Raw genomic sequence first — 19,675 nt, forward strand, 5'->3', positions numbered from 1 at the left:
CGCTGCCCGCCGACCGCCCTCCCGCTGAGGAGATAGGCGGCGCCGGTGGTCGCCAAGACGACAGCGGGTGGCGGAAGCAAACACTGCTTCCGCCACCCCACTGTTTAAGACATCTGTCCCAACTGCTACTTCTGAGGATCGGGCTGGAGCCCCACCGCAGAGGCACTTCTGATTGCTCTTGCTACCCGCTATGAGGCGAGAGAAACTCGAGCCGATTCCCGTTGTTGTCCCACAGGTAGAACCGGCGCATTCCCGGGAAGTTGTCATCCCACTCGGGCGTATGCCCATGAGCTTCTATTCGCCGGGCCAGTGCATTGATATCCCAAACGAGGATTCCGGGATGCGCCTTCCGCTGAGGACGGAAATTCTCCTCGACTCCCAGATGAATCTCTAAGTTATCGGCGCGCACCCACAGCCCACCACGCGCAGCCAATACCGGCGGCTTTTGAACCTCCGTGAGCCCAAGGACTTCGACGTAAAACTTTCGGCAATCATCCTCACCACCCGGCGGCAGTGCGAGCTGAATGTGGTGCAATCCGAAACCAAAGTCAGTGGCTCGAGGTTTTGCCTCGTATGGTTCAGTGACCATGCCCCCTCTTTCCCGCAGTACGCGTCGTCCCTTTGAACTTACCGCGGTCGGAGGAACCGTCCTTCAGGAACACACCAGAATATCTACGGCATGCACCACCGGACGGCGGGGGGGTTTACTTGAGAAACTTGGACATCCGGCGGTCCGCCAGCAGCTTCCCGCCGGTCTGGCAGCTGGGACAGTACTGCAGCGAGGAATCCGCGAACGACACCTCCCGGACCGTGTCCCCGCACACCGGGCAGGGCTCGCCGGTGCGGGCGTGCACGCGCATGGCCTTGCGCTTGGAATCCTTCAGCTCGCTGGCCGGACGGCCGGAGGCGTGGGCGATGGCCGACTCGAGCACCTGGTGCATCGCCCAAAACAGGCGCTCCACGTCCTCTGCATCCAGCTTCGAGGCGTTGGCGAACGGGGAGAGCTTCGCCGCATGCAGGATCTCGTCGCTGTAGGCGTTCCCGATGCCCGCGATCGCCGACTGGTCCCGCAGCAGGCCCTTAATCTGTCCCGAGTGGGAGGCGAGCATCTCCGCGAACGCCGCGTGGTCGACGTCGAGCGCGTCGGGTCCCAGGCGCGCGATGCCCGGGACCTCCATCGGGTCCTTGACCACGTAGGCGGCCAGTGATTTCTTGGTGCCGGCTTCGGTCAGGTCGAACCCGGGCTGACCGGCGCCGTCGGCCGCGACGAACCGCACGCGCAGCGCAATGGGACCCTTGCCGGGCCGCAGGGGTTCGGGCTTCAGGGCATCCGACCAGCGGAGCCAGCCGGCCTTGGCCAGGTGCATCACCAGGTGCGTCTGCCCGGCGGTGATGACGATGAACTTGCCGCGGCGCGAGACCGCGGACACCGGCTCGGCTCCCATCGTCTCCGGCGGCACGTCCGCCGTTTTCAGCACGGAGAAGGACAGCACCTCCACCTTGGCCACCTGGGCCGGCGGGGCGTCGGGCGGGATGAGCTTCAGCCGCAGGAAGTCGACGAGTCCCTGCACTTCCGGCATCTCGGGCATGCCCTAACGATAACGGAAGCTTGCTCCTATGACCGGGCGGGTTGCACCGGGCCGCGACGGCGTCCGGGTCGGGGTGCCCGGCTTCCTGCGCGAGCCGCGCCCAGACGGTCGGTTACCATCTGTGTAACGCTCGCTCTGGTGTAACGGGCGTTATGTGCTGGGAGGTGCCGGACCATGGGCAGAAACACGGTGGGTCGTCGAGCCGGCTCCGGCCTTGGCGTGGCGCTGGCCGGAATGCTGTTGATCGCGGCCACGTATGGCATGGCCCGGTTCGGGGTCGGCCTCTTCGCCCCGCTCTTGGCCGAACAGCGGCCGGAACTTACCGAGGTGCTGGGATGGGCTGCGGCTGCACAGTTCACCTCCTATTCGATAGCCGCCGTGGCGGCCGCCCGCTTCGTCGACCGCGCTCCTCGGGCCGGACTTCTTCTCGCCGGAGGCACTGCCGCGGTCGGTTGCTTGGGGGTGGCTGTCGCCTCAGCTCCGGGCATGTTCGTGGCGGCTGTATTCGTCGGCGGCATGGGCGGGGGCTTCGCCTCGCCCGCATTGGTGCCGGTTATCGACGCGCTCGTTGCACGCCGCACCAGTGCGACAGCACAGTCCCTGGTGAACTCGGGAACGGCGGTCGGCGTGGTGGGAGCCGGCATTGTCGCCTCATTGGCCGCTTCGATTGCCGGGGCATGGGTGCTCATGGCGCTGGTCTGCGCGGCGGCGGCGGTCGCGGTGTGGTATCCCGTCCGGGCTCGTGCTGATCCGGGTACCTCTGGCCTCCCAGCCGCTGCAGCGGCTTCGAGCCCCGAACGTCGCCATGGACCGGGGCACGTTCTCCTCGTCCCGGCCGGGGCCGCGGTCATTGCAGGAGCCGGCTCGGCCTTGATCTGGACGTTTGGACCGTTGCTGGTTACGGAAGCCGGTTCCGTTGCTGCCGCTCAGGCCGGATGGCTGTGGATCGCCTTGGGCCTGGGCGGGGTCCTCGGCGTACTCACGGGAGCCTTGGCCAGGCGCATGGGCATGCGGGCCGCATGGTGCTTTTCTGCCAGCGTCCTGGCCGTCGCCAGCTTAGGAGTCTTAATATCGGTAGCCTCCGGCAGCACTTGGGTCGCTTATGCCGGCATGGCCGTTTTCGGTGCCGGCTACATGAGCCTGTCCGGCGTGCTCATTCTCTGGGCGCGCAGCGTTTGGCCTCAGAGTGCCGGAGCAGGGACTTCGTGGCTCTTCATCGCACTGGCCATCGGACAGGCGCTGGGGTCCGCCGGCTTTGGAGTGGCTTACGGGGCCTTGCCGCCCGTTGTGCTGGCCGCCCTGGCCGCGGGCCTCCTCGTCCTCGGCGGCATCACGGGACTTGCCCGGATGCGCCAGCCGCAAGTCCTGTGACCCGGAGCGCGGCGGGCCAACCACTGTTGTCAGTCGGCGAGCTCAACAACCTCGAACTCAAGCAGCTCCGACCCACTGGCCACGGGGGTCTTCGAGCCGTGATCCCGCGGCGCACGGTTGTCGCGCCAGTTCTCGAAGTCCTCACGGGTGGCCCACTGGGTGTACACGAAGTAGCGCTCTTCGCCCGCGACCGGACGCAGCAGCTGGAAGCCCTCGAACCCCGGAGCGGAGTCGACGGCGTGCTTGCGTGCGGCGAAGCGCGCCTCCAATTCGGTACCCGAGCCCTCGGGGACCTTGAGCGCGTTAATGACGACGATGGACACGATGCTGCTCCTTTCGGGTCCGAACCGCCCGGACCATCAGGAGTCCACGCTATCGCGTCCGGGACGTCGCGTTGCCGCTCGTCTGCACATGACCGCTGCTGACGGCGAGAGCAGGCTTTCCGGGAAACCCGGAGAATGTTGGATTTAGTGATTCGCTGCACATAGGCTGCGTCCAAGGCCACGACGCCGGGCCGGCGCGGCCGGTCACGGTACCGACCGCCGGGTTCGCGAAGTTGGAGGAGCAGGAGTGACGGGCAAGAAGAAGACCGTTCTCGAGGCGACGCTGGAGCTGTTCCGCGCGCACGGGATGACAACGATTTTCGGCAACCCCGGGTCGAACGAGCTTCCGTTCCTCGCCGGCCTTGGCGGGGATTTCGACTTCGTTCTCGGATTGCACGAGCAGGTGGTCGTGGGCATGGCCGAGGGCTACGCCCGTGCCACGGGCCGGCCCGCGCTGGTGAACCTGCATGCCGCCTCCGGGTCGGGCAACGCCATGGGCGCCCTGACCAACGCCCACTACGGGCACATCCCGATGGTCATCCTCGCCGGCCAGCAGGTCCGCCGCACCATCGGCCAGGAAGTGATGCTCGCCAGTGCCGACGCGGCTGCCCTGCCGGCACCGCTGGTCAAGTACTCGCACGAACCGCTGGCCGCCGCCGATGTGCCGCGCACCCTGTCCCAGGCCGTGTTCGAAACCTGCACCCAGCCGCGCGGCCCGGTCTACGTCTCGGTCCCCCTCGATGACTGGGCCGAGCCCGCCCTCGACGACGACGCCCTGCTCACCGAGCGCTCGGTGGTCACCCCCGGCGGCCTCACCGAGGACCTTGCCCGGGAACTGATCGCGGCGATCGACGGCGCGAAAAAGCTGGCACTGGTCGTCGGCCCGCAAGTGGACGCCGCCGCGGTCGAAGCCCCGGCCGTGTTCGACGCCGTCGTGGCCCTGGCCGAGAAGGCCGACGCCTCCGTCTACGTCGCGCCCTCCCCCTCGCGGGGCCCGTTCCCGACCACCCACCCGAACTTCGAGGGCGTCATCGTCCCGGGCATCCAGTCCGTGCGCGACCGGCTCGCCGGCCACGACGTCGTGCTGGTCCTCGGCGCCGCCGCCTTCCGGTACCACCGCTGGGAGCCGAGCAACTACCTCGAGACCGGCACCCGCGTCATCCAGCTGACCCAGGACCCGCGCGAGGCGACCCGGGCGCCGTTCGGCCGGTCCGTCGTCGCCGACGTGGCAGGCGCGGCCAAGGCACTGGCCGCCGGTGTGAGGGACCGGGGCCAGCGGCGCGGTGAGCCGGGAACCAGGGAGCTGCCGGCGGCCACGACCTCGCCGGACGGCATGACCGGCACCGAAATCCTCGAAGTCCTTAACACCCACGTCAACGCCACCGTCGCCTACGTCAACGAGACAACGACCCTGGACCTGGACTACCTGGAACGCATCGCCCTCGACCGGCCGGGCATGTACCACTTTCCGGCGTCGGGCGGGTTGGGCTTCGGCTTGCCCGCAGCCGTGGGCATGTCCCTGGGCGCCCCGGAGAAGACCATCGTCGCGACGGTGGGCGACGGCTCCGCCAACTACGGCATCACCGCGCTCTACACGGCGGCCCGGCGGCAGACGCGCACCGTGTTCGTCATCGTGAACAACTCCGGCTACGGCGCCCTCGCCGGCTTTGCCCAGCGCATGGGCGTGCCCGACGTCCCCGGCCTGAAGCTCGGCGGCATCGATTTCGTCTCCATCGCCGAGGGCTACGGCGTCCCCGCCGAACGCACCACCACCCGCGAAGAATTCGAAGCCGCCTACCAAAAAGCACTCGCCGCCAACGGCCCCGTCCTCATCGACGCACAGGTGGTTACCGGCTGAATCGCCGTCGGCCGGGCTGCTGCCAAGCGCCTACTTGAGCTCGATCTCGACGAACACAAAGTCGTCGTCGGACTCGTTGACAACGTTGTGTTCGCTGCCTGCCGTGCGCGTGTAGGAAACGCCGGCGGTCAGCTGGCTGGCCGACGCCCCCTCGCTGGTCTCCAGGGTCAGGGTCCCGGTGCTCATGGGGACCACAACGTAGTCCACGGGGTGCACGTGCCAGCCGGTTTCCGCGCCGGGAGGAAACCGCCACTCGGTGACCGTCACCCGGTCGTTGTCGATCTGCACGGTGGCCACCGCCGGCGGGCGCCCACCGGTCTGTTGGTCCGCGAAACCAGTCTGCACGTCGCGTTGCATGTTTCTCCTTGGGTCAGAAATGGCTGTTCGTGGCCACCCTATCCGGCGCCGCGCCCATCCTGCAGCAGCCCTCCACGCCGGCGCCTCTCCCCTGGCCAAAACAGGGTAGGCCGGCCCCTACCGTAGGGGGTTTTGAGCTTCTACCATTTTCTCTACTGCTCCACTGCGGGGAAGGAGGGGTGTGGGATCCAGCGTCAGGAAATGCTCCCCAACGCCCCGCCCGAAGGCTGCGCGCGGATGCATCCGTCACGTGGATTTCCCGCATAACGCATCATGTGGCCCTTTCGACGAAACAGGTTTCAACAGGTCGACCTCGAGGAACTGATGGCGTCTGCCCGACGCCCGAAGAAGAAGCTCCGGCGTCGGCGCCTCGACTTGTGGGTGGTGAGCGTTGCCGTCGCGGCCCTGGGGGCCGGGGCGATCGTCGCACCCGCGGCGGTGGGCGTGTCCGCCGTCGGCAATTCGGTCCTGAACATGTGGCAAGAGCTGCCGACCGACCTGCCGCTGGATCGCCCGTTGGCCCAGCACACGGTTTTGCTGGACAAGGACGGTAAGGAGTTCGCCCGGTTCGCCAGCGAGAACCGCGTGGATGTTGAGCTGGACCAGGTGTCGGAGGCCTTCAAGAAAACACTGATCAGCACGGAGGATGCCCGCTTCTACGAACACGGCGGCGTAGACCCGCTGGGCATCGCCCGGGCACTGATGCATAACGCCACCAACAGCGAGGTCCAGGGCGCTTCCACCCTGACCCAGCAGCTGGTCCAAAACCTGCTGGTCAACCACGCGCGGAACGAAGAGGAAGACAAGGTCGCTGTAGGCAACACCTACAACGCCAAGCTCCGGGAGATGAAGTATGCCGTCGCCTTGGAAAAGCAGTTGCCCAAGGACGAGATCCTCACGCGCTACCTGAACGCCGTCTATTTCGGGAACCGTGCCTACGGCGTGGAGGCCGCGGCCCGCTACTACTTCAGCACGCCGGCGGCCAAACTCGACTATGCGCAGTCGGCCCTGTTGGTGGGGCTGCTCAAGGCGCCCACGGCGTTCGACCCGTTCGCCAACCCCGAAGCCGCCACGGAGCGGCGCAACACCGTGCTGGATGTGCTGGAAAAGCAGGGAGTACTGCCGGCCGACGAAGCGCAGGCCGCCCGCGAGGCCCCGCTGGGCGTGAAGCGCGGCGAGGTGCCATCCGGTTGCGGCGGGTCCAAGTATCCGTTCTACTGCGAGGCGGCCCGCGAAGAACTCCTGTCCAACCCGGCGTTCGGCAAGACCCCCGAAATCCGAGAGCAGCGCTTCAACTTGGGCGGCCTGACCTTGACCACCGCGTTGGACCGGAAGGCTGCCGACGCAGCACAAAAAGCCGTGGAGAGGGCGCTGGGCAACAACAACCGCGCGGCCTTGGGCACCGCCGTCGTCCGACCGGGAACCGGCCACGTGGCCGCCATCGCGCAGAACCGCGCCTGGGGCAAGGGCAAAGGCAAGACCCAGGTGGTCTACGTCCGGCACGCCTTCCAGGTTGGGTCGGCCATGAAGCCGATCGTGCTCGCGACGGCGCTCACGCAGGGCATCCCCACCTCCCAAAAGTTCCGGGCCGACGGCCCCTACCGCTCACCGAAACTGGACAACCCGAAGGGCGGGTACATCAACTACGACAACGTCGACTACGGAGTCATCAACGCGTACCAGGCCATTCGGGCCTCGGTGAACATCTACTTCATCAAGCTGGTCGAGCGCGTCGGCGTCATCAACGCGGCAAAGATGGCCAACAAGCTGGGCATCACCTCCATCAACCCCGACAAGCTCAGCGGCAGGGAAGGTTCGCTGGCCCTCGGCGCCTACGAAGTCACGCCGCTGCAAATGGCCAGCGCCTACGCCGCCTTCATGAGCAACGGGACGGTCTGCAAACCGGTCACCATCATCAAGGCAGTCAAGACCGACACGAAGAAGGAGTTGCCGGTTCCGGACCCGGATTGCCACCGCGCCATCAAACCCGCTGTCGCGGACACCGTTGCCGACGTGCTCAAGGAACCCTTCAACCCGCGAGGAACCCTGGGACCGCGCATCGAGCTCAAGGGAAACCGGGAGGCCGGAGCCAAGACCGGAACAACCAACGACTTCGCCGCCAACTGGATTGTGGGCGGCACCCCGCAGCTCACGGCCGCCGTCTGGCTCGGCGACCCGCGCGGCGGTGCCGAGTACCCGCTCAAACGCGTCAAGGCCTACGGCAAGACCTACACAGACCTGACCGGCTCCGAAGTCGCCGCCCCGGTGTGGAAGGAAACCATGGACGGCGCGCTCAAGGGCGAGAAGAAGGTAAAGCTGCCAGAATCCCATAGGTCGATGACCAAGTAGCCACACGGCGGAACACCGAGGCAGGGTGCCGGGCGTGCCGCTATTTGGGCCTTGCGGCGAGGGCTTCGGCGAGCGCCGCGGCAGACGCCTTGCTGCTGTTAATGCGCCAGTCGGTTTCCTTGTTGAAGTGAAACCAGACCAGCGCGGTGATGTCGGGCTGCTGGGACAGGTAATAGACAAGGTCCTTGTTCCAGGCCGCCTTGGAGCCGCCGTCTTCGGCGGAGGATGTTTCAGCGATGAGGATGGGCTTCCCCGGAGCGAGCGACCGGAGTTGTCCGAGCCCGTCGGCGAAAAGCGCCCACGGCGGGGTCCAAGTGCTCCAAGCGGTAGAGGTTCCCCAGTTGTAGCCGTCGAGGGCAACCGCATCCACGTAACCCGCCCCCGGGTAGAGACCATCCAAGAGGGTAGATCCTGCGTAGGGGACGTTCGGGTTCCAGACCCAGGTGATGTTCCGGGCGCCGGTGGAAGAGACGACGTCGTGGACGTGCCGCCAAGCGGAGGCATAGTCCCCGGCCGTGTTGCCGTTGATTCCCTCGGACCAGGGGTACCAGTTGCCGTTCATCTCGTGGCCGAAGCGCAGCATCACAGGGTGTCCCCACTTAGCCAGCGCGGTACCCCACTCGCGGAGGTAGGGGTCGAAGTCTCCGGCGGTGATCCGGTCGAGCGTGTAGGCGGGCTGTTGAGTGCCTCCGCCCCAGGTCCACGGCTCCCAGGTGAGCAGGGTGAGAGCCCCGCGGGCGCGGACTGCTTCCAATTCGGTGATGGGCGGGGCTTGGTTGAAGTCCTTGTAGGAGAGGATGATCGACGGCGCTTCGCCAACCATGGCAGCGGCTGCGTCGAGTTCGGCCGAAGCCAACGGTCCGCCCGGGGTTCCCAGGCCGAAGCGAAGCGGCGCCTTGCTGATCGATGGCGCGGTGGGGGCGGGAGAGTGCTGTGGCGGTGCCGGTTCTTCCTGCGTCACCGAGGGGCTGCTGTACGTGAGCGTGAAGGGAGCCGAGGCGCGGGCGACGCCGACCGTAGCCTCGATGGAAAGGGTTGCCTGCTCGGTGGCAGGGATAACCAGCGTGGTGCGGAAGTATCCCGAGGCACTCGAGAGGAAGGCGACAGGCTCTGTTCCTCCGGTAATGGTTCCGGAGGACTTCTTGGGAAAGCCTGTTCCGGTGACCGTGACGGAGGTCCCTGCCGGTCCGGATGAGGGACTGAGAGTTATCGCGGCCGTGGCCGCCTGAGCGGGGACAACCCCTCCGCCCAGCAGCGCGAGCGCCATCAGGACCGGGATCAGCATCATTTTTAAGGCCAGGCGCATTGAGGGACTCTCACGTGAAGGAATACGAGACGGGGAGGAGAAGCCGCTGGGCCTGCGGCCGCGTGTGGGGCGCAACACTACCCAAACAGATTGCCTTTGGTCAAACCGTTATCCCACCCCAACGCCCCGCCGCAGCAACTCCTCCATAGCGTCCGCACCGGCAGGAGCTCCCCCGGCGGCGTCGTAGCCGGCCGCGACCCGGCGGGCACCGTCGGCCATCGAGATTGTCTGGCGGACCTTGCCGCGCAGGGCCTCCGGCGACAGCTTCTTCACAGACAAGCGGGTACCGGCCCCACAGGCGACCACCCGGGCGGCGACCTCCAGTTGGTCCCGGCCGAACGGGACCACGCACACCGGCACCCCGCGCGCCAGCGCCTTCTGGGTCGCTCCCATGCCGCCGTGCGTCACCGCAGCCACGGCCCGCTCCAACAGGGCGAGGTGGGAGGCGAACCGCTCCACCTGGACGTTGTCCGGCAACGGCCCGAAGTCCGCGGTCCCGGCGGGAACGGTGACGGCCACCGTGTAGGGTTCGCCGGCAAGACCGTCGACCGCGGCGCGGACCAGCGCTTCGTCCGCCTGGTACTCCGAGGAGGTCGTCACCAGCACCAGCGGCCCGGTGGTCTCGGCGAGCCAGGCCGGCGGTTCGGCGGGTGGTTCCCAAGACAGGGCACCGATCATGCGGATCCGGTCGCCCCAGTCGGGGTGCGGGTACTCGAACGGCTCGGCGGTGGCCACCAGCATCAACGGCGCCAGGCGGAAGAACTCGTCGGCGGTTTTGATGCTGCCCAGCCCGAACTCGGCCCGCAGGGCGTTGATGCCCGGACGCACCAGCCGCTCCACGGCGCCGATCACCAGCGGCCGGACGGCGGCGTCGCGAATCCGCCCCAACGGACCGCTCACGGGACGCAGCCCCGGCCCGAACGGCGGGGTGCCCTTCGACCTGATGGGAGGGGTGTACGGGCTGAACAACACCCACGGCAGGCCGGAGGATTCGGCCATCATGCGGGCGCCCCACGCGTTGATGTCCACCACCAGCAGGTCCGGACGCACGCCGTCCATTGCCGCGCGCAGATCCGGCCCGTCGAACCGGCCCCGCGTAACGAAAGTGTTGGCCGAGGCGGCGAGGGCATCTCGGGTGTTCCCGGCCCGGTAGTCCTCGATCTCGGTGATAGCCCGCCGGTCCATCGCTTCCGCGCGGATGCCAAGGGAACGGACGGCCGTCAGCTGGGATTCCAGGGTGCGCAGGTGGACGTCGTGCCCCCGCCGGACCAGTTCCTGCAGCAGCGGGATCAGCGGGTAGAGGTGCCCGAGCGCGGGCGAGGTGTACGCAAGGATGGTGGACATGGCGTCCTCTCGATGAGGGGCTCGAGCATCTCGAGCAGTGCTCTTTCCGTCTGGTGACGGCTGAGGCCCGCGTCGAGCCGGAGCAGCTTCCAGGTGTAGACGTCACAAACGGCGACGAACTGGGCCAGCCGGCGGCGGCGGTCCGCACTCTCCAGCCCTTACAAGGACGGGGCGAAAACCCGGGCGCACCACCGCCGGTGAAAGGCACGCCCCTCCCCCGTGATGCGGCGCATGAAGTCCGAACCGCCCTCCTCCGCGAGCATGCGCAAGGCAGTCCGCCCCACGTGCTCATAGTGCTCCACAAGATTGACGACGGCGGCGGCCGCGTCACCCGGTTCGACCGCACCGCGGGCCCGGGCTACTTCCGCGCTGGCCCATTCCGCGGCCGCTCCCAGCAGGCCGTCCCTGTCGCCGAAACGGCGGATGATCGTCTGGACCGTCGTGTCCGCGCTCGGCCACCTTGCCAAGGGTCACGCCGGCCAGGCTTTCCGCGGTGAAGAGCTCCACCGTGGCAGTCAGAATCCGGTCAGCCGTGGCCGCGGTGGTTTCGGCCCGCTTGCCCATCCGGTAGCCCCGGGCTCCCGTGTCCTGCACGGATTTCATGTTAATCAAGTTAACGCTAAAAGGGTTTCGGCGGAAAGAGCCGGAAACCCATCACGACGGCGCGGCCCGCCTCCCTCCTAAAGGCAGGTTTTCAGTCGCTTCAGATACGTCTCGTCCCACTAAAAACGCAGGTTTTGGAAAGCTGCGGCAACGTTTCGGCAGGTTAGCCGCAAGGAGGGCCTTTGCGGCGGTCGGACTCGTTAGTTTCAAAGGGTGGCGGGCACTGGGTCCGGCCACCTCATCCGAACACGGAGTACACATGACTGCAATCCGCAAGATCGCCGCCGGCTTCCTCGCAGCCGCCCTCCTGGCCGGTGGAAGCGCCACCGCCGCGTCCGCCGCTAGCCTTGAGCCCGTCACCGAACCGGTTATCACCGCACCCGTCAGCGCCGAGCCGGTCGTGACCGAGGCCGACGTCAAAGCCGCCAAGGCCGCCTTCAAGGCAGCGCAGAATAATGCCCGCACCACCGAACAGCAGGCCCGCGCCACCGCAGCCGCCGAGCTGAAGGCCGTGTCCAAGAAGGCGAAGCTTGCCAAGGGCAAGGCAGTGAAAGCCGCGCAGCTGCAGGTCAAAAACCTTCGCGCAGCCCAGACCGCTGCCCTGAAGGACCTCCGCGTCAAGAACCGCGTGCTCGTCAACGAAGCCCGCACTGCCTACCAGGCCGTTGCCGACGCCTACGAGGCGCAGCTCGCCGCCGCACAGCCGGTTGTCGAAGACCCGATCATCGAAGAGCCCGTCGTCGAAGAGCCCACCGCCTAACCTGCGGACAGCCATGAGGGGTGCCGTCCAACCGGGGCGGCACCCCTCATGTTTTGAGCTTGCTGCAACGGAGGGAGCCGAGCATCTGCCCGTCCCCTCCGTCGCTACACGTCCCCTGGTTGCGCTGGGTGCTACCCCGCCAAGGAGGGCCCGATCGGCCATACCGTTTCCTCCGCAGGTGGGCATTAGCGGCCCGGTCCTCGGTTTCCTGTCGCGGACACCGTCGCCGACGTGGTCAAGGACCCCTTCAACCCAGAGGCACCCTGGGGCCGCGCATCGAGCTCAAGGGAAACCGCGAGGCCGGAGCCTCACCGGAACAACGAACGACTTCGCCGCCATCTGGATCGTGGGTGGCACGCCCCAACTCATGGCCGCCGTCTGGCTCGGCGACCCACGCGGCGGGGCGGAGTACTCGCTCAAACGCGTCATGGCCCACGGCAAGACCTACACGGACCTAACAGGTTGCGAAGTCGCTGCCCCCGTCTGAAAAGACCATGGACGCGCGCATAAGGGCGAAAAGAAAGTTCCGCTCCCCGAGACCCACCGCTCGATGACGAGGTAGCCACTCTTGCTGCTTCACAGTGCCCAGTTGACGACGTAGGCAGCCACGGGACGCAGCTTCCGCGACATTCCACACGTCGTCCTTGAGGAGTGGCCTTCCCGTAAAGGGCTTCAGGAAGAGCGGGTGGCAATCTAGCCGGAAACTGCGCGGTCGTCGTAGGTAGCGACTGTCGGTTCAATGCGGTCCGGTTGCACAACCTCGCACCAAGCTTCAAACCCGATTTGGAAAGCAACGATGCCTGCTTCCGGCAACGCTATTTCGATCGCTTCCAAGATTTCCTCAGCACTTACACCGTGCTGCAGCGCTACTTGGATGTGGCTTCGGATTTGCGCCTTACCTGCACGAAGAACCGTCAAACTCAGTATGAACAACAGTTCCTTGGTTCCACGGTCCAGACGGCGCTCCTGCAAATAAGCGGCTGAAACCAACGAATTGGTAGCCTGCAGGACTGGTAAGTCCACAGCAGCCATGTGCTTGTGGTAATCCAAGACATAGCCGCGTTCGGCTGCCATCTCATTGACATAATCCTGTGCTGCCGGAGCAGACATGACGAATTCCTTTGCGCTATATCAATCTGATTGTGGGGACGGGTTTAAGCGGGCGCTGAGACCGCTGGCCGCCTGGTGCACCTGTTTTCCGATCTTTTCAAGAGCATCATGCTCAATGCGATATTCGGGGCCTGCTACGGACAGTGATGCCACCACTCGCCCTCCAACGAACACTGGCGCGGCAACGGCACATACGCCGTCGTCCAGTTCCGCCCGACTGACCGCGAAGGGCAGTTGCTGCTGTCCTTGCAGGGCCTCAACAAAACTGTTCAGTTGTTCACCCTGCAGGGAGGGCACCATGCGGCTCAAATAGCGGCGGATCCACTGCTCCCCCTGGCTGGCCAGTAGCACTCTCGCTCCCGCCCCCCGGTGGAGTGGCAGGATCTCACCGGGAGCATAGGAGATCCTGACCGTCATATCGGATTCGCGAATCGCTGTGCACGTAGCGTAGTCCCCGGACCGCTCGATCAAAAGGGCTGTCTCCCCGGTGCTTTCTCTCAACTCCTCCAGTACAGCCTCACCTTCGAGACGTAAATGCGTGGAGGTGTTCACCGACTGAGACAGCGCAAGCACTCTGGTAGTGAGGACGTATTGCCCTCCTCCGGCCTCCGCGACCAAAGCCAATTCCCGCAGAAGGGAGACGTACCGATATGCAGACGGTATGGAGATCTCCACGAGCGATGCGATCTCCTCCACCGTCAAGGACGGTCTTTCCTCAAAGAGCATCAGAACGTTGAGGACGCGCCGGGCGCTGTCGACGCCAGGAGTTTTCCCGCTCATCGCCATAACGATCCGCCTCCCTTCTTTACTCGGTAGATTATGCAAATGCCATCAGATGGGCCTGATTCAGTAGATCAAGCGTCATATGTTGCCACGAGTCGTGCCTGCTCCAAAATGTTTTTTGAATAACCGGCGAGGAATTCTTCCCTCGTTGGCGTGGCCTCCACCTGCGTGTCGAGGGCATATATCCAGAAATAATAGTGGTGCGTTCCGTGCCCCGCCGGTGGCTGCGGCCCGCTGTACTCCTTAGCACCCATGGTGTTCGGGCCGAGGCGGAGCTCCCCGCTGATGTTGCCTTCTTCGGGGCTGATACCGTAGACGACCCAGTGTGTGAACCCGTTGGCCAGGGGTGCATCAGGATCGTGCATGATCAAGGCGAGCTCCACGGTCCCGGCAGGAATCCCGCTAACCGATATGCGGGGCGTGTTGTTGCCAAAATCAGCAGCGTACGCATCTGGAATACGACCTCCCTGGCGAATATCATCGGCAGATACTTCGAGGTCTTTAATGTTTAGGGGCATTTGAAGGGTATTACCTTTCGTTAGTTGGAAACTTATCAAGGAGTGCTTGGTGCACGACTTCGGGCGCGGCTTCAGGGATATAGTGGTCGCAGTCCGGCACGGTGACGTAGTCGAAGTCCGGCCGCAATTCCTTTGCCTGCCTGAAGGCGCGCTCGGAGACAATGCCGCTTTTCTCTCCACGGATCACCACCACAGGCCTGCGGACGCCGGCGAATGCGTCGCTGAAGTCCGTCCGGAAACTGTCGACTGTACCTTTCAGGGATTCAGGTTCAGCCAACGGCAGGTAGTGATTGCCGCGCTTTTCGTACCCGTAGAGTGCCCGCGCTTCTAGCGCTTTCCTCGGTGTTCGCGGGTAGCGCTCAGCCAGGTAATCAACAATTTCGTCGAATCCGTTGAACCTTCGGTGTCCCCCCAAGACTCGGTGTTCGAGGTTGTCGATCACTTCAGGTTCAACGAACGGCAGGTAATCGACAGCGATGACTCCTGCGATGCGCTCAGGCTCCATCGCCGCTGCAACGATGGCATTGCGAGCGCCTAAAGAGTGACCAACAAGCGCCACGTCCTCCAAACCCAGATGCACTACGAGTCCGAGTATGTCGCAAGCGAAGTCCTGCTGCGAGTAACCAAGCGGTGGCTTACTGCTTCTGCCGTGCCCACGTTGGTCCACCGCGATGGCCCGGTAGCCCTCGCCCAGACGCGCCGTCACACCGTCCCAAACGCCGAGACTGGCGGACGTGCCATGTAGGAAAAGCACCGGCCGGCCGTGTCCGGAGTCCCGGAAACAGATGTTTGTTCCGTCAATCTCGGCGTACTGCAGTTCTGCGGTTTTCATTGGTCAGACGGGAGTGATTTCGGACAATGTCTTACGAACGGCAACCAGGCCCTTGACGATGTCGGCGCGCTTGGCTTCGACTTCACCTTCACCGTAGTCATATAGCCCTTGGCCGCTCTTCATGCCTAGCTTCCCGCTGGCAGTCAACGACTTCACCAGGTCTGGAACATCCTTGCGGGCATCCAAGTCCTTGTTTAGGTAACTTGCCACGGACTCATAAATGTCCAGGCCAGCCATATCCACCAGACGCATCGGGCCGATGACGGCCAATTTGTAGCCGATGCCCCACTTCACACAGGTGTCGAGATCCTTCTGCGTTGCGACACCTTCCTCCAGCAAAGCCATGCATTCGCGCAGGATCGCGTAGAGGACGCGGTTCTCGATGAAGCCGGCTTTTTCCCTCTGCCGCACCGCCTCATAGCCGAATGATTCGACCATCGTGACGAGTTCCTTTTCGACCGTTTCGGAAGTCTTCTCGCCTTTGATGACTTCAATCATGGGAATGAGGTGTGGAGGGTTAGACCAATGCATGCCGATGAAGCGCTCGGGATTCTCCATGCTTTCGGCCATCGTGGTGATCGGAATACCGGAGGTGTTGGTAGCGATGATAGTGGTTGGGCTCACGATCTCCTCAACCTGCTGGAGCACCATCTGCTTCAGCTCCAACTTCTCCGGCACTGCTTCGATCACCAAAGCGGCGCCCTCCAGGGCTCGACGTTGATCCGTCTCGTAAGTGACAGATCCACCCTCGACAACGGGGGTTCCGAGGTCGTCGAGCACAGCGGTTGCACCGTCAATGATCTTTTTCGCCCGATCAAGCGCCTCTTGGCTTATGTCGTTGAGCCTCACCTGGCTGCCGCTGCGGGCCAGAAGGGCTGCGATACCGGGTCCCATGCTCCCCGATCCGATAACAGTGGTGATGGTAGGGATTGCCATGTCTCTCCTTGCTTCTTTCCTGCTGGTGGCTAAGGGCAATCAGTTCTCGAGGCGGTCGAGCTGGCGGTTGTAGTAGTTCCAGAAGTTATTCCGCGCCTTGGGCCGGTAAATCTCCTCGACCTTGTATGCAGTTTCTTCCGGCGAGGGAAGGGTGTATTCCAGTCCCGAGGTGGCCAACGTGAGGTGGAACTTGCATGCGCGCTCCAAGAAGACGCCGGCCAAGGTCACGTCCTGGACCGTGGAACCCACGAAGCTGCAGCCATGGTTGCGAAGCAATATTGCAAGCGAATTGCCCATGGCGTTGGCATGTTCCTTGCCGAGTTGCACGCTGGTGATGATGTTCGATGTGAGGTCGAAGCGCGGAACGCCCTCTTCCGCGAACCAGACTCCCTCGTTGGTATAGGGCCCGAACTCGGCGGTCGTCGTAGCAAAGGCAGTTGTGTAGAAAGGGTGGGAGTGGCCGATGAAGTTTACGTCCGGGCGCGCCAAGTACAGCTCGGAGTGCAGCGGCCATTCCAGGTGCAGGATGCCCTTGCCCTCGAGCACATTACCCTCGAAGTCAACCAGAATGAAGTCATCGGCCTGAACCTCGTCCAAGCCGAGGTTGCCCCGCTTAAGCCACATGCCACGGCCCTCTGGGTCGCGGTAGCTCATATGGCCCAGCGACATGTCCCCGTGGCCTTCCATCTCCAGTATTCGGTGCGCACGGGCCAACTGATGGAGGGTGCTGTAGACAGACTGGTCGTTGCTGTAAAGGTTGTTGAAATCTTGCATTTGAATTCTCCTTGCTAGGTGTGCGGGCGGGTCAGGACGCGGAGGCACGATATTCGGTCACGGTCATGCCTCCAACCCGCTCGTGGATACGACCGCCGGTGGAAACGGCAGCGCAGATGAGAAGTTCGTCGGCTCGGGGCCCGTCGGGAACTTGGAAGGGGATTGTGTCGTAGTGGGATCGCACGTAGACCTCGTCCTTGAAGGCCAGCGGAATGTCAATCGGAGTACCCGCGGCGGCTGTCTTGGTCGTGGACGAGATCCAGGCCGCGCCGCCCCCGATAGCTTCACGGAAGGCGTTGCCAAAGACGGTGGTGATGCAGGCAACCACATGGTCCTGCTCGCCTGCGACACCGGCGATGCCCCCCTTGCCGTAGCCTTCAACCTCGCGACCCGCGAGCAAAGCAACGGCTCGGCGCCCCAGTTCCGTGCCGAGGGCGGCGCTCGGTGCGGTCAGCGGCGACAGATCCTCGACGTACTGGCCGGCGAAGGGGTTCTTGAGGATCACGCCCACGCATGCTTTGATCAACGGTGTTTCGGCGGCCGGTCCGCCTTCGTGAACTATTTCTTGTACGCTGCTGTGGAAGCCGCGGACTTCATAGAAGTCTCCAATAAGGCGGGTCATGCTTTTGCTCCAATCATGGCGTGACGCCCAGGATCTGTGGGGTCGTACTTTGCCGTTTCGAGATTTTCGTCAGTGAATTGGTTGCCCTGGGACATGCCTCGGTTTGCGGCGTAGTCGGCCGAGCGACGCTGGCAACGGTCAGTAATCGGGTGTTCTAGCCGGTCCCATTCCATCAATGCATCGGGCAGATCGCTCACGCTGGATTCTGTTGCGGCAACAGCCAGGGTGTAGGCGTTTTGCATGGCACAGCCCGCTCCCTGTGCTAACGCTGGGCACATGGCGTGCGCGGCGTCGCCAACGAGGGCAACCCGACCCTGGCTCCATTTCTCCAGCACAGTCGTTTGGTAGCCGTAATACTTGGGATCCGGAGCGTTGGCGGCTGCCTTGAGGACGGGGGCAAGTTCGGGATATGCCGATGTCCAGAGGTCAAGGTCGATCGGTGTGCGGCTTCCCTGTTCGTCGGCGCGCGGGGCGCCAAGCGCAATGTACAGCTCACGCTCATTGCATGGAACATAGAGGACGCGCAGGTAACGCGGTTCCAGGTTCCAGAAGTCAATGACGTTGTCCCACTCACCTTCACCCAGCTCCTCTTTCAGCCGGGGGACTAGGAAGCGGGTAATGCCGTCGCGGGACTTCCACCGCTCCTGCTCAAAGCCGATGGAGTCGCGAACCTGGGATCTGACGCCGTCGGCCCCCACAACCAGGTCTGCTTCGAGCGTTTGGCCCGAGGCTAAGGTCAGGAGTCCATGCGGCGAGGCTCCGACTACCCTGGAACCAGTCACGAGTTCAACGCCGGCGTTCTGGGCGGCACCGAGCAGACTTTTATAGAGGTGGGGCCGTGTTGCCGTGCGCCAGAAGAGTCCGCCGAAATCCTCGCGGGAGACGCTTTCATGATGCATGCGCGTTTCGTAGAAAGGCGGAGTCATGGAGTCTTCCATAACTGCATCCAGGGCTCCGATGGCTTCAAGGACCTTAAGGCTGTTGTGCCACAGCACGATCCCAGCCCCCTGCTCGCGGAGCTCGGTTCCGCTCTCGTGTACACGGACCGTCCACCCCATGCGGGCGAGCGCCGTCGCTGCGGTTAGGCCAGCAAACCCTGCGCCGGCGATCTCCGCGTGCCGCCCGTTCTTGCCTGTAGGCATCAGCATTATTCTGTCCCTCCGGTACGGTCAGTTGGCATTCGAGTTCTCGACGAACTCGTTGGTGTAGACGTCGGAAGTTTCGGGAGTCGTCTTGATGACTCCGCGATCCGAAAGGATGCCGATGGTGGATTCCCACATCTTCGCGTCCATGGCCCCGAGCCCGTGCTCTTGGGTGTGATCGGACGTGAACGTGTGATCGATGTCAGCTTGCAGCTGCTTGGCGAAGAGTTCCTCATTGTCCGCCAGCTCAGCCGAAGTGCCAGCCAGCAATGCGGCAGTTTCCTCCGGGTTTTCGGCCACCCATTCGAACGCCTTCAGGTAGGCATTGGTAAAGCGCTGTACCAGATCCGGGTCCTTCTCGATCAGCTCGTCCGTAGTGAACAGTCCGGAGCCGTAGGCGTTATAGCCAAAGTCGGAGCCCATCATGACACTGAGCTTGCCCTCACCGCCGGCATGCTGTTCCAACAGGGGAACCTCGGCGTCGACGTAGCAGACAACTGCGTCGACCTGGCCCTGCATCAAGTAGTTCTCGTAGGGCGGCGTGACGGTCAGTTCTGTCACTGCTTTCTTGTCGACGTCGTTCGCCGCAAGGAGCGCCTGGTAGAAGATGTAGGTCGAGCCAGCCGGGTGGACCCCCATCGTCAGGCCCGGCAGATCCTTTGGACTCGTCAGCTCCACGTTCTCCTTGAGAGAGCACAACCCCAAGGGCGAGACCTGGTTGACGGCCGCAATGGCCTTGACCTTCACGTCCTGCGTGCGGGCAGTGACGAGTGAGGGCAGATCGGCAAATCCGAAGTCAGCACCGCCGCTTCCGACCAGGCGGAGCGTATCGGGTGAGCCGCTGCCTTTGTTGATGGCCGTAACGTCGATGCCTTCCTCTTCGAAGTAACCCTTCTCTTGGGCTACGTGGAACATCGCGTGGTTGCCGCGTACTTGGTAGTCGAGCTGTACGGTCACTTCGTCGAGACCGTCTGTCGGTTTTTCGGCACCGGCTGAACCGCTGGAGCAAGCGGCGAGGAAGAGGATGCTTCCGGCTGCACAGGTTGCGGTGAAAGAACGAGAAAGTCGCATGGCTTCTCCTAAGAAGGGACTATCCGG

20 protein-coding genes are annotated in these 19,675 nt (G+C 64.1%); 4 read left to right on the top strand and 16 right to left on the bottom strand.

Going from position 1 to position 19,675, the window contains the following annotated elements:
• Window positions 1-181 precede the first annotated feature (181 nt).
• Both AC5RVG_RS06430 and AC5RVG_RS06435 read right to left on the bottom strand, forming a co-directional pair.
• Window positions 182-589 (bottom strand): VOC family protein, encoded by a 408-nt coding sequence (locus AC5RVG_RS06430; RefSeq protein ID WP_494013171.1) that lies wholly within the window; start codon window positions 587-589, stop codon window positions 182-184.
• Window positions 590-704: 115 nt separating this feature from the next.
• Window positions 705-1,589 carry a DNA-formamidopyrimidine glycosylase family protein gene (locus tag AC5RVG_RS06435; RefSeq protein WP_494013172.1) on the bottom strand — a complete coding sequence of 295 codons (885 nt, stop codon included), beginning with the start codon at window positions 1,587-1,589 and terminating at the stop codon, window positions 705-707.
• 174 nt (window positions 1,590-1,763) lie between these two features.
• Between AC5RVG_RS06435 and AC5RVG_RS06440 the strand changes: the two genes are divergently transcribed.
• A complete protein-coding gene (locus AC5RVG_RS06440) occupies window positions 1,764-2,960 on the top strand; it encodes an MFS transporter (RefSeq protein WP_494013173.1) in 1,197 nt (398 codons plus the stop codon).
• Window positions 2,961-2,989: 29 nt separating this feature from the next.
• On the opposite strand, the gene AC5RVG_RS06445 is transcribed toward AC5RVG_RS06440, so the two are convergent.
• Complete coding sequence (locus tag AC5RVG_RS06445) at window positions 2,990-3,283, bottom strand: antibiotic biosynthesis monooxygenase family protein (RefSeq protein ID WP_494013174.1); 294 nt, start codon at window positions 3,281-3,283, stop codon at window positions 2,990-2,992.
• 247 nt (window positions 3,284-3,530) lie between these two features.
• On the opposite strand from AC5RVG_RS06445, the gene mdlC reads away from it, so the two are divergent.
• Window positions 3,531-5,141, top strand: a complete 1,611-nt coding sequence (gene mdlC, locus AC5RVG_RS06450) for a benzoylformate decarboxylase (protein WP_494013175.1) — start codon at window positions 3,531-3,533, stop codon at window positions 5,139-5,141.
• A gap of 30 nt (window positions 5,142-5,171) precedes the next feature.
• Here the strand turns inward: mdlC and AC5RVG_RS06455 are convergent, their stop codons facing one another.
• On the bottom strand, window positions 5,172-5,498 hold the full coding sequence (locus tag AC5RVG_RS06455; RefSeq protein ID WP_494013176.1) for a cupin domain-containing protein: 327 nt from the start codon (window positions 5,496-5,498) through the stop codon (window positions 5,172-5,174).
• A gap of 324 nt (window positions 5,499-5,822) precedes the next feature.
• Here AC5RVG_RS06455 and AC5RVG_RS06460 point away from each other — a divergent pair, with 324 nt between their 5' ends.
• Complete coding sequence (locus tag AC5RVG_RS06460) at window positions 5,823-7,847, top strand: transglycosylase domain-containing protein (RefSeq protein WP_494013177.1); 2,025 nt, start codon at window positions 5,823-5,825, stop codon at window positions 7,845-7,847.
• A 40-nt stretch (window positions 7,848-7,887) separates the two neighbouring features.
• Here AC5RVG_RS06460 and AC5RVG_RS06465 read toward each other — a convergent pair whose 3' ends face one another.
• From AC5RVG_RS06465 to AC5RVG_RS06475, 3 genes are all read right to left on the bottom strand, one after another.
• Window positions 7,888-9,153 carry a glycosyl hydrolase gene (locus AC5RVG_RS06465; protein WP_494013178.1) on the bottom strand — a complete coding sequence of 422 codons (1,266 nt, stop codon included), beginning with the start codon at window positions 9,151-9,153 and terminating at the stop codon, window positions 7,888-7,890.
• A gap of 108 nt (window positions 9,154-9,261) precedes the next feature.
• On the bottom strand, window positions 9,262-10,497 hold the full coding sequence (locus AC5RVG_RS06470) for a glycosyltransferase (RefSeq protein WP_494013179.1): 1,236 nt from the start codon (window positions 10,495-10,497) through the stop codon (window positions 9,262-9,264).
• A gap of 158 nt (window positions 10,498-10,655) precedes the next feature.
• A complete protein-coding gene (locus tag AC5RVG_RS06475) occupies window positions 10,656-10,964 on the bottom strand; it encodes a hypothetical protein (protein WP_494013180.1) in 309 nt (102 codons plus the stop codon).
• 395 nt (window positions 10,965-11,359) lie between these two features.
• Between AC5RVG_RS06475 and AC5RVG_RS06480 the strand changes: the two genes are divergently transcribed.
• Window positions 11,360-11,860, top strand: a complete 501-nt coding sequence (locus AC5RVG_RS06480; RefSeq protein WP_494013181.1) for a hypothetical protein — start codon at window positions 11,360-11,362, stop codon at window positions 11,858-11,860.
• A 693-nt stretch (window positions 11,861-12,553) separates the two neighbouring features.
• On the opposite strand, the gene AC5RVG_RS06485 is transcribed toward AC5RVG_RS06480, so the two are convergent.
• The 9 genes from AC5RVG_RS06485 to AC5RVG_RS06525 form a co-directional block, all read right to left on the bottom strand.
• Complete coding sequence (locus AC5RVG_RS06485; protein ID WP_494013182.1) at window positions 12,554-12,970, bottom strand: carboxymuconolactone decarboxylase family protein; 417 nt, start codon at window positions 12,968-12,970, stop codon at window positions 12,554-12,556.
• A gap of 21 nt (window positions 12,971-12,991) precedes the next feature.
• Window positions 12,992-13,750 (bottom strand): IclR family transcriptional regulator, encoded by a 759-nt coding sequence (locus tag AC5RVG_RS06490; protein ID WP_494013183.1) that lies wholly within the window; start codon window positions 13,748-13,750, stop codon window positions 12,992-12,994.
• A gap of 74 nt (window positions 13,751-13,824) precedes the next feature.
• On the bottom strand, window positions 13,825-14,271 hold the full coding sequence (locus tag AC5RVG_RS06495; protein ID WP_494013184.1) for a YbhB/YbcL family Raf kinase inhibitor-like protein: 447 nt from the start codon (window positions 14,269-14,271) through the stop codon (window positions 13,825-13,827).
• Between the two features lie 10 nt (window positions 14,272-14,281).
• Complete coding sequence (locus AC5RVG_RS06500) at window positions 14,282-15,103, bottom strand: alpha/beta fold hydrolase (RefSeq protein WP_494013185.1); 822 nt, start codon at window positions 15,101-15,103, stop codon at window positions 14,282-14,284.
• A 3-nt stretch (window positions 15,104-15,106) separates the two neighbouring features.
• A complete protein-coding gene (locus AC5RVG_RS06505; protein ID WP_494013186.1) occupies window positions 15,107-16,039 on the bottom strand; it encodes a 3-hydroxyacyl-CoA dehydrogenase NAD-binding domain-containing protein in 933 nt (310 codons plus the stop codon).
• A gap of 39 nt (window positions 16,040-16,078) precedes the next feature.
• Window positions 16,079-16,813: a class II aldolase/adducin family protein gene (locus AC5RVG_RS06510; RefSeq protein WP_494013187.1), complete on the bottom strand. Its 735-nt coding sequence runs from the start codon at window positions 16,811-16,813 to the stop codon at window positions 16,079-16,081.
• Window positions 16,814-16,844: 31 nt separating this feature from the next.
• A complete protein-coding gene (locus tag AC5RVG_RS06515) occupies window positions 16,845-17,435 on the bottom strand; it encodes an amino acid synthesis family protein (RefSeq protein WP_494013188.1) in 591 nt (196 codons plus the stop codon).
• Complete coding sequence (locus AC5RVG_RS06520; RefSeq protein WP_494013189.1) at window positions 17,432-18,577, bottom strand: FAD-dependent oxidoreductase; 1,146 nt, start codon at window positions 18,575-18,577, stop codon at window positions 17,432-17,434. Before AC5RVG_RS06520 ends, AC5RVG_RS06515 begins: the two co-directional genes overlap by 4 nt.
• Before the next feature lie 27 nt (window positions 18,578-18,604).
• Window positions 18,605-19,648 carry an ABC transporter substrate-binding protein gene (locus AC5RVG_RS06525; protein WP_494013190.1) on the bottom strand — a complete coding sequence of 348 codons (1,044 nt, stop codon included), beginning with the start codon at window positions 19,646-19,648 and terminating at the stop codon, window positions 18,605-18,607.
• Window positions 19,649-19,675 lie beyond the last annotated feature (27 nt).

The organism is Arthrobacter senegalensis (genome assembly GCF_059091765.1).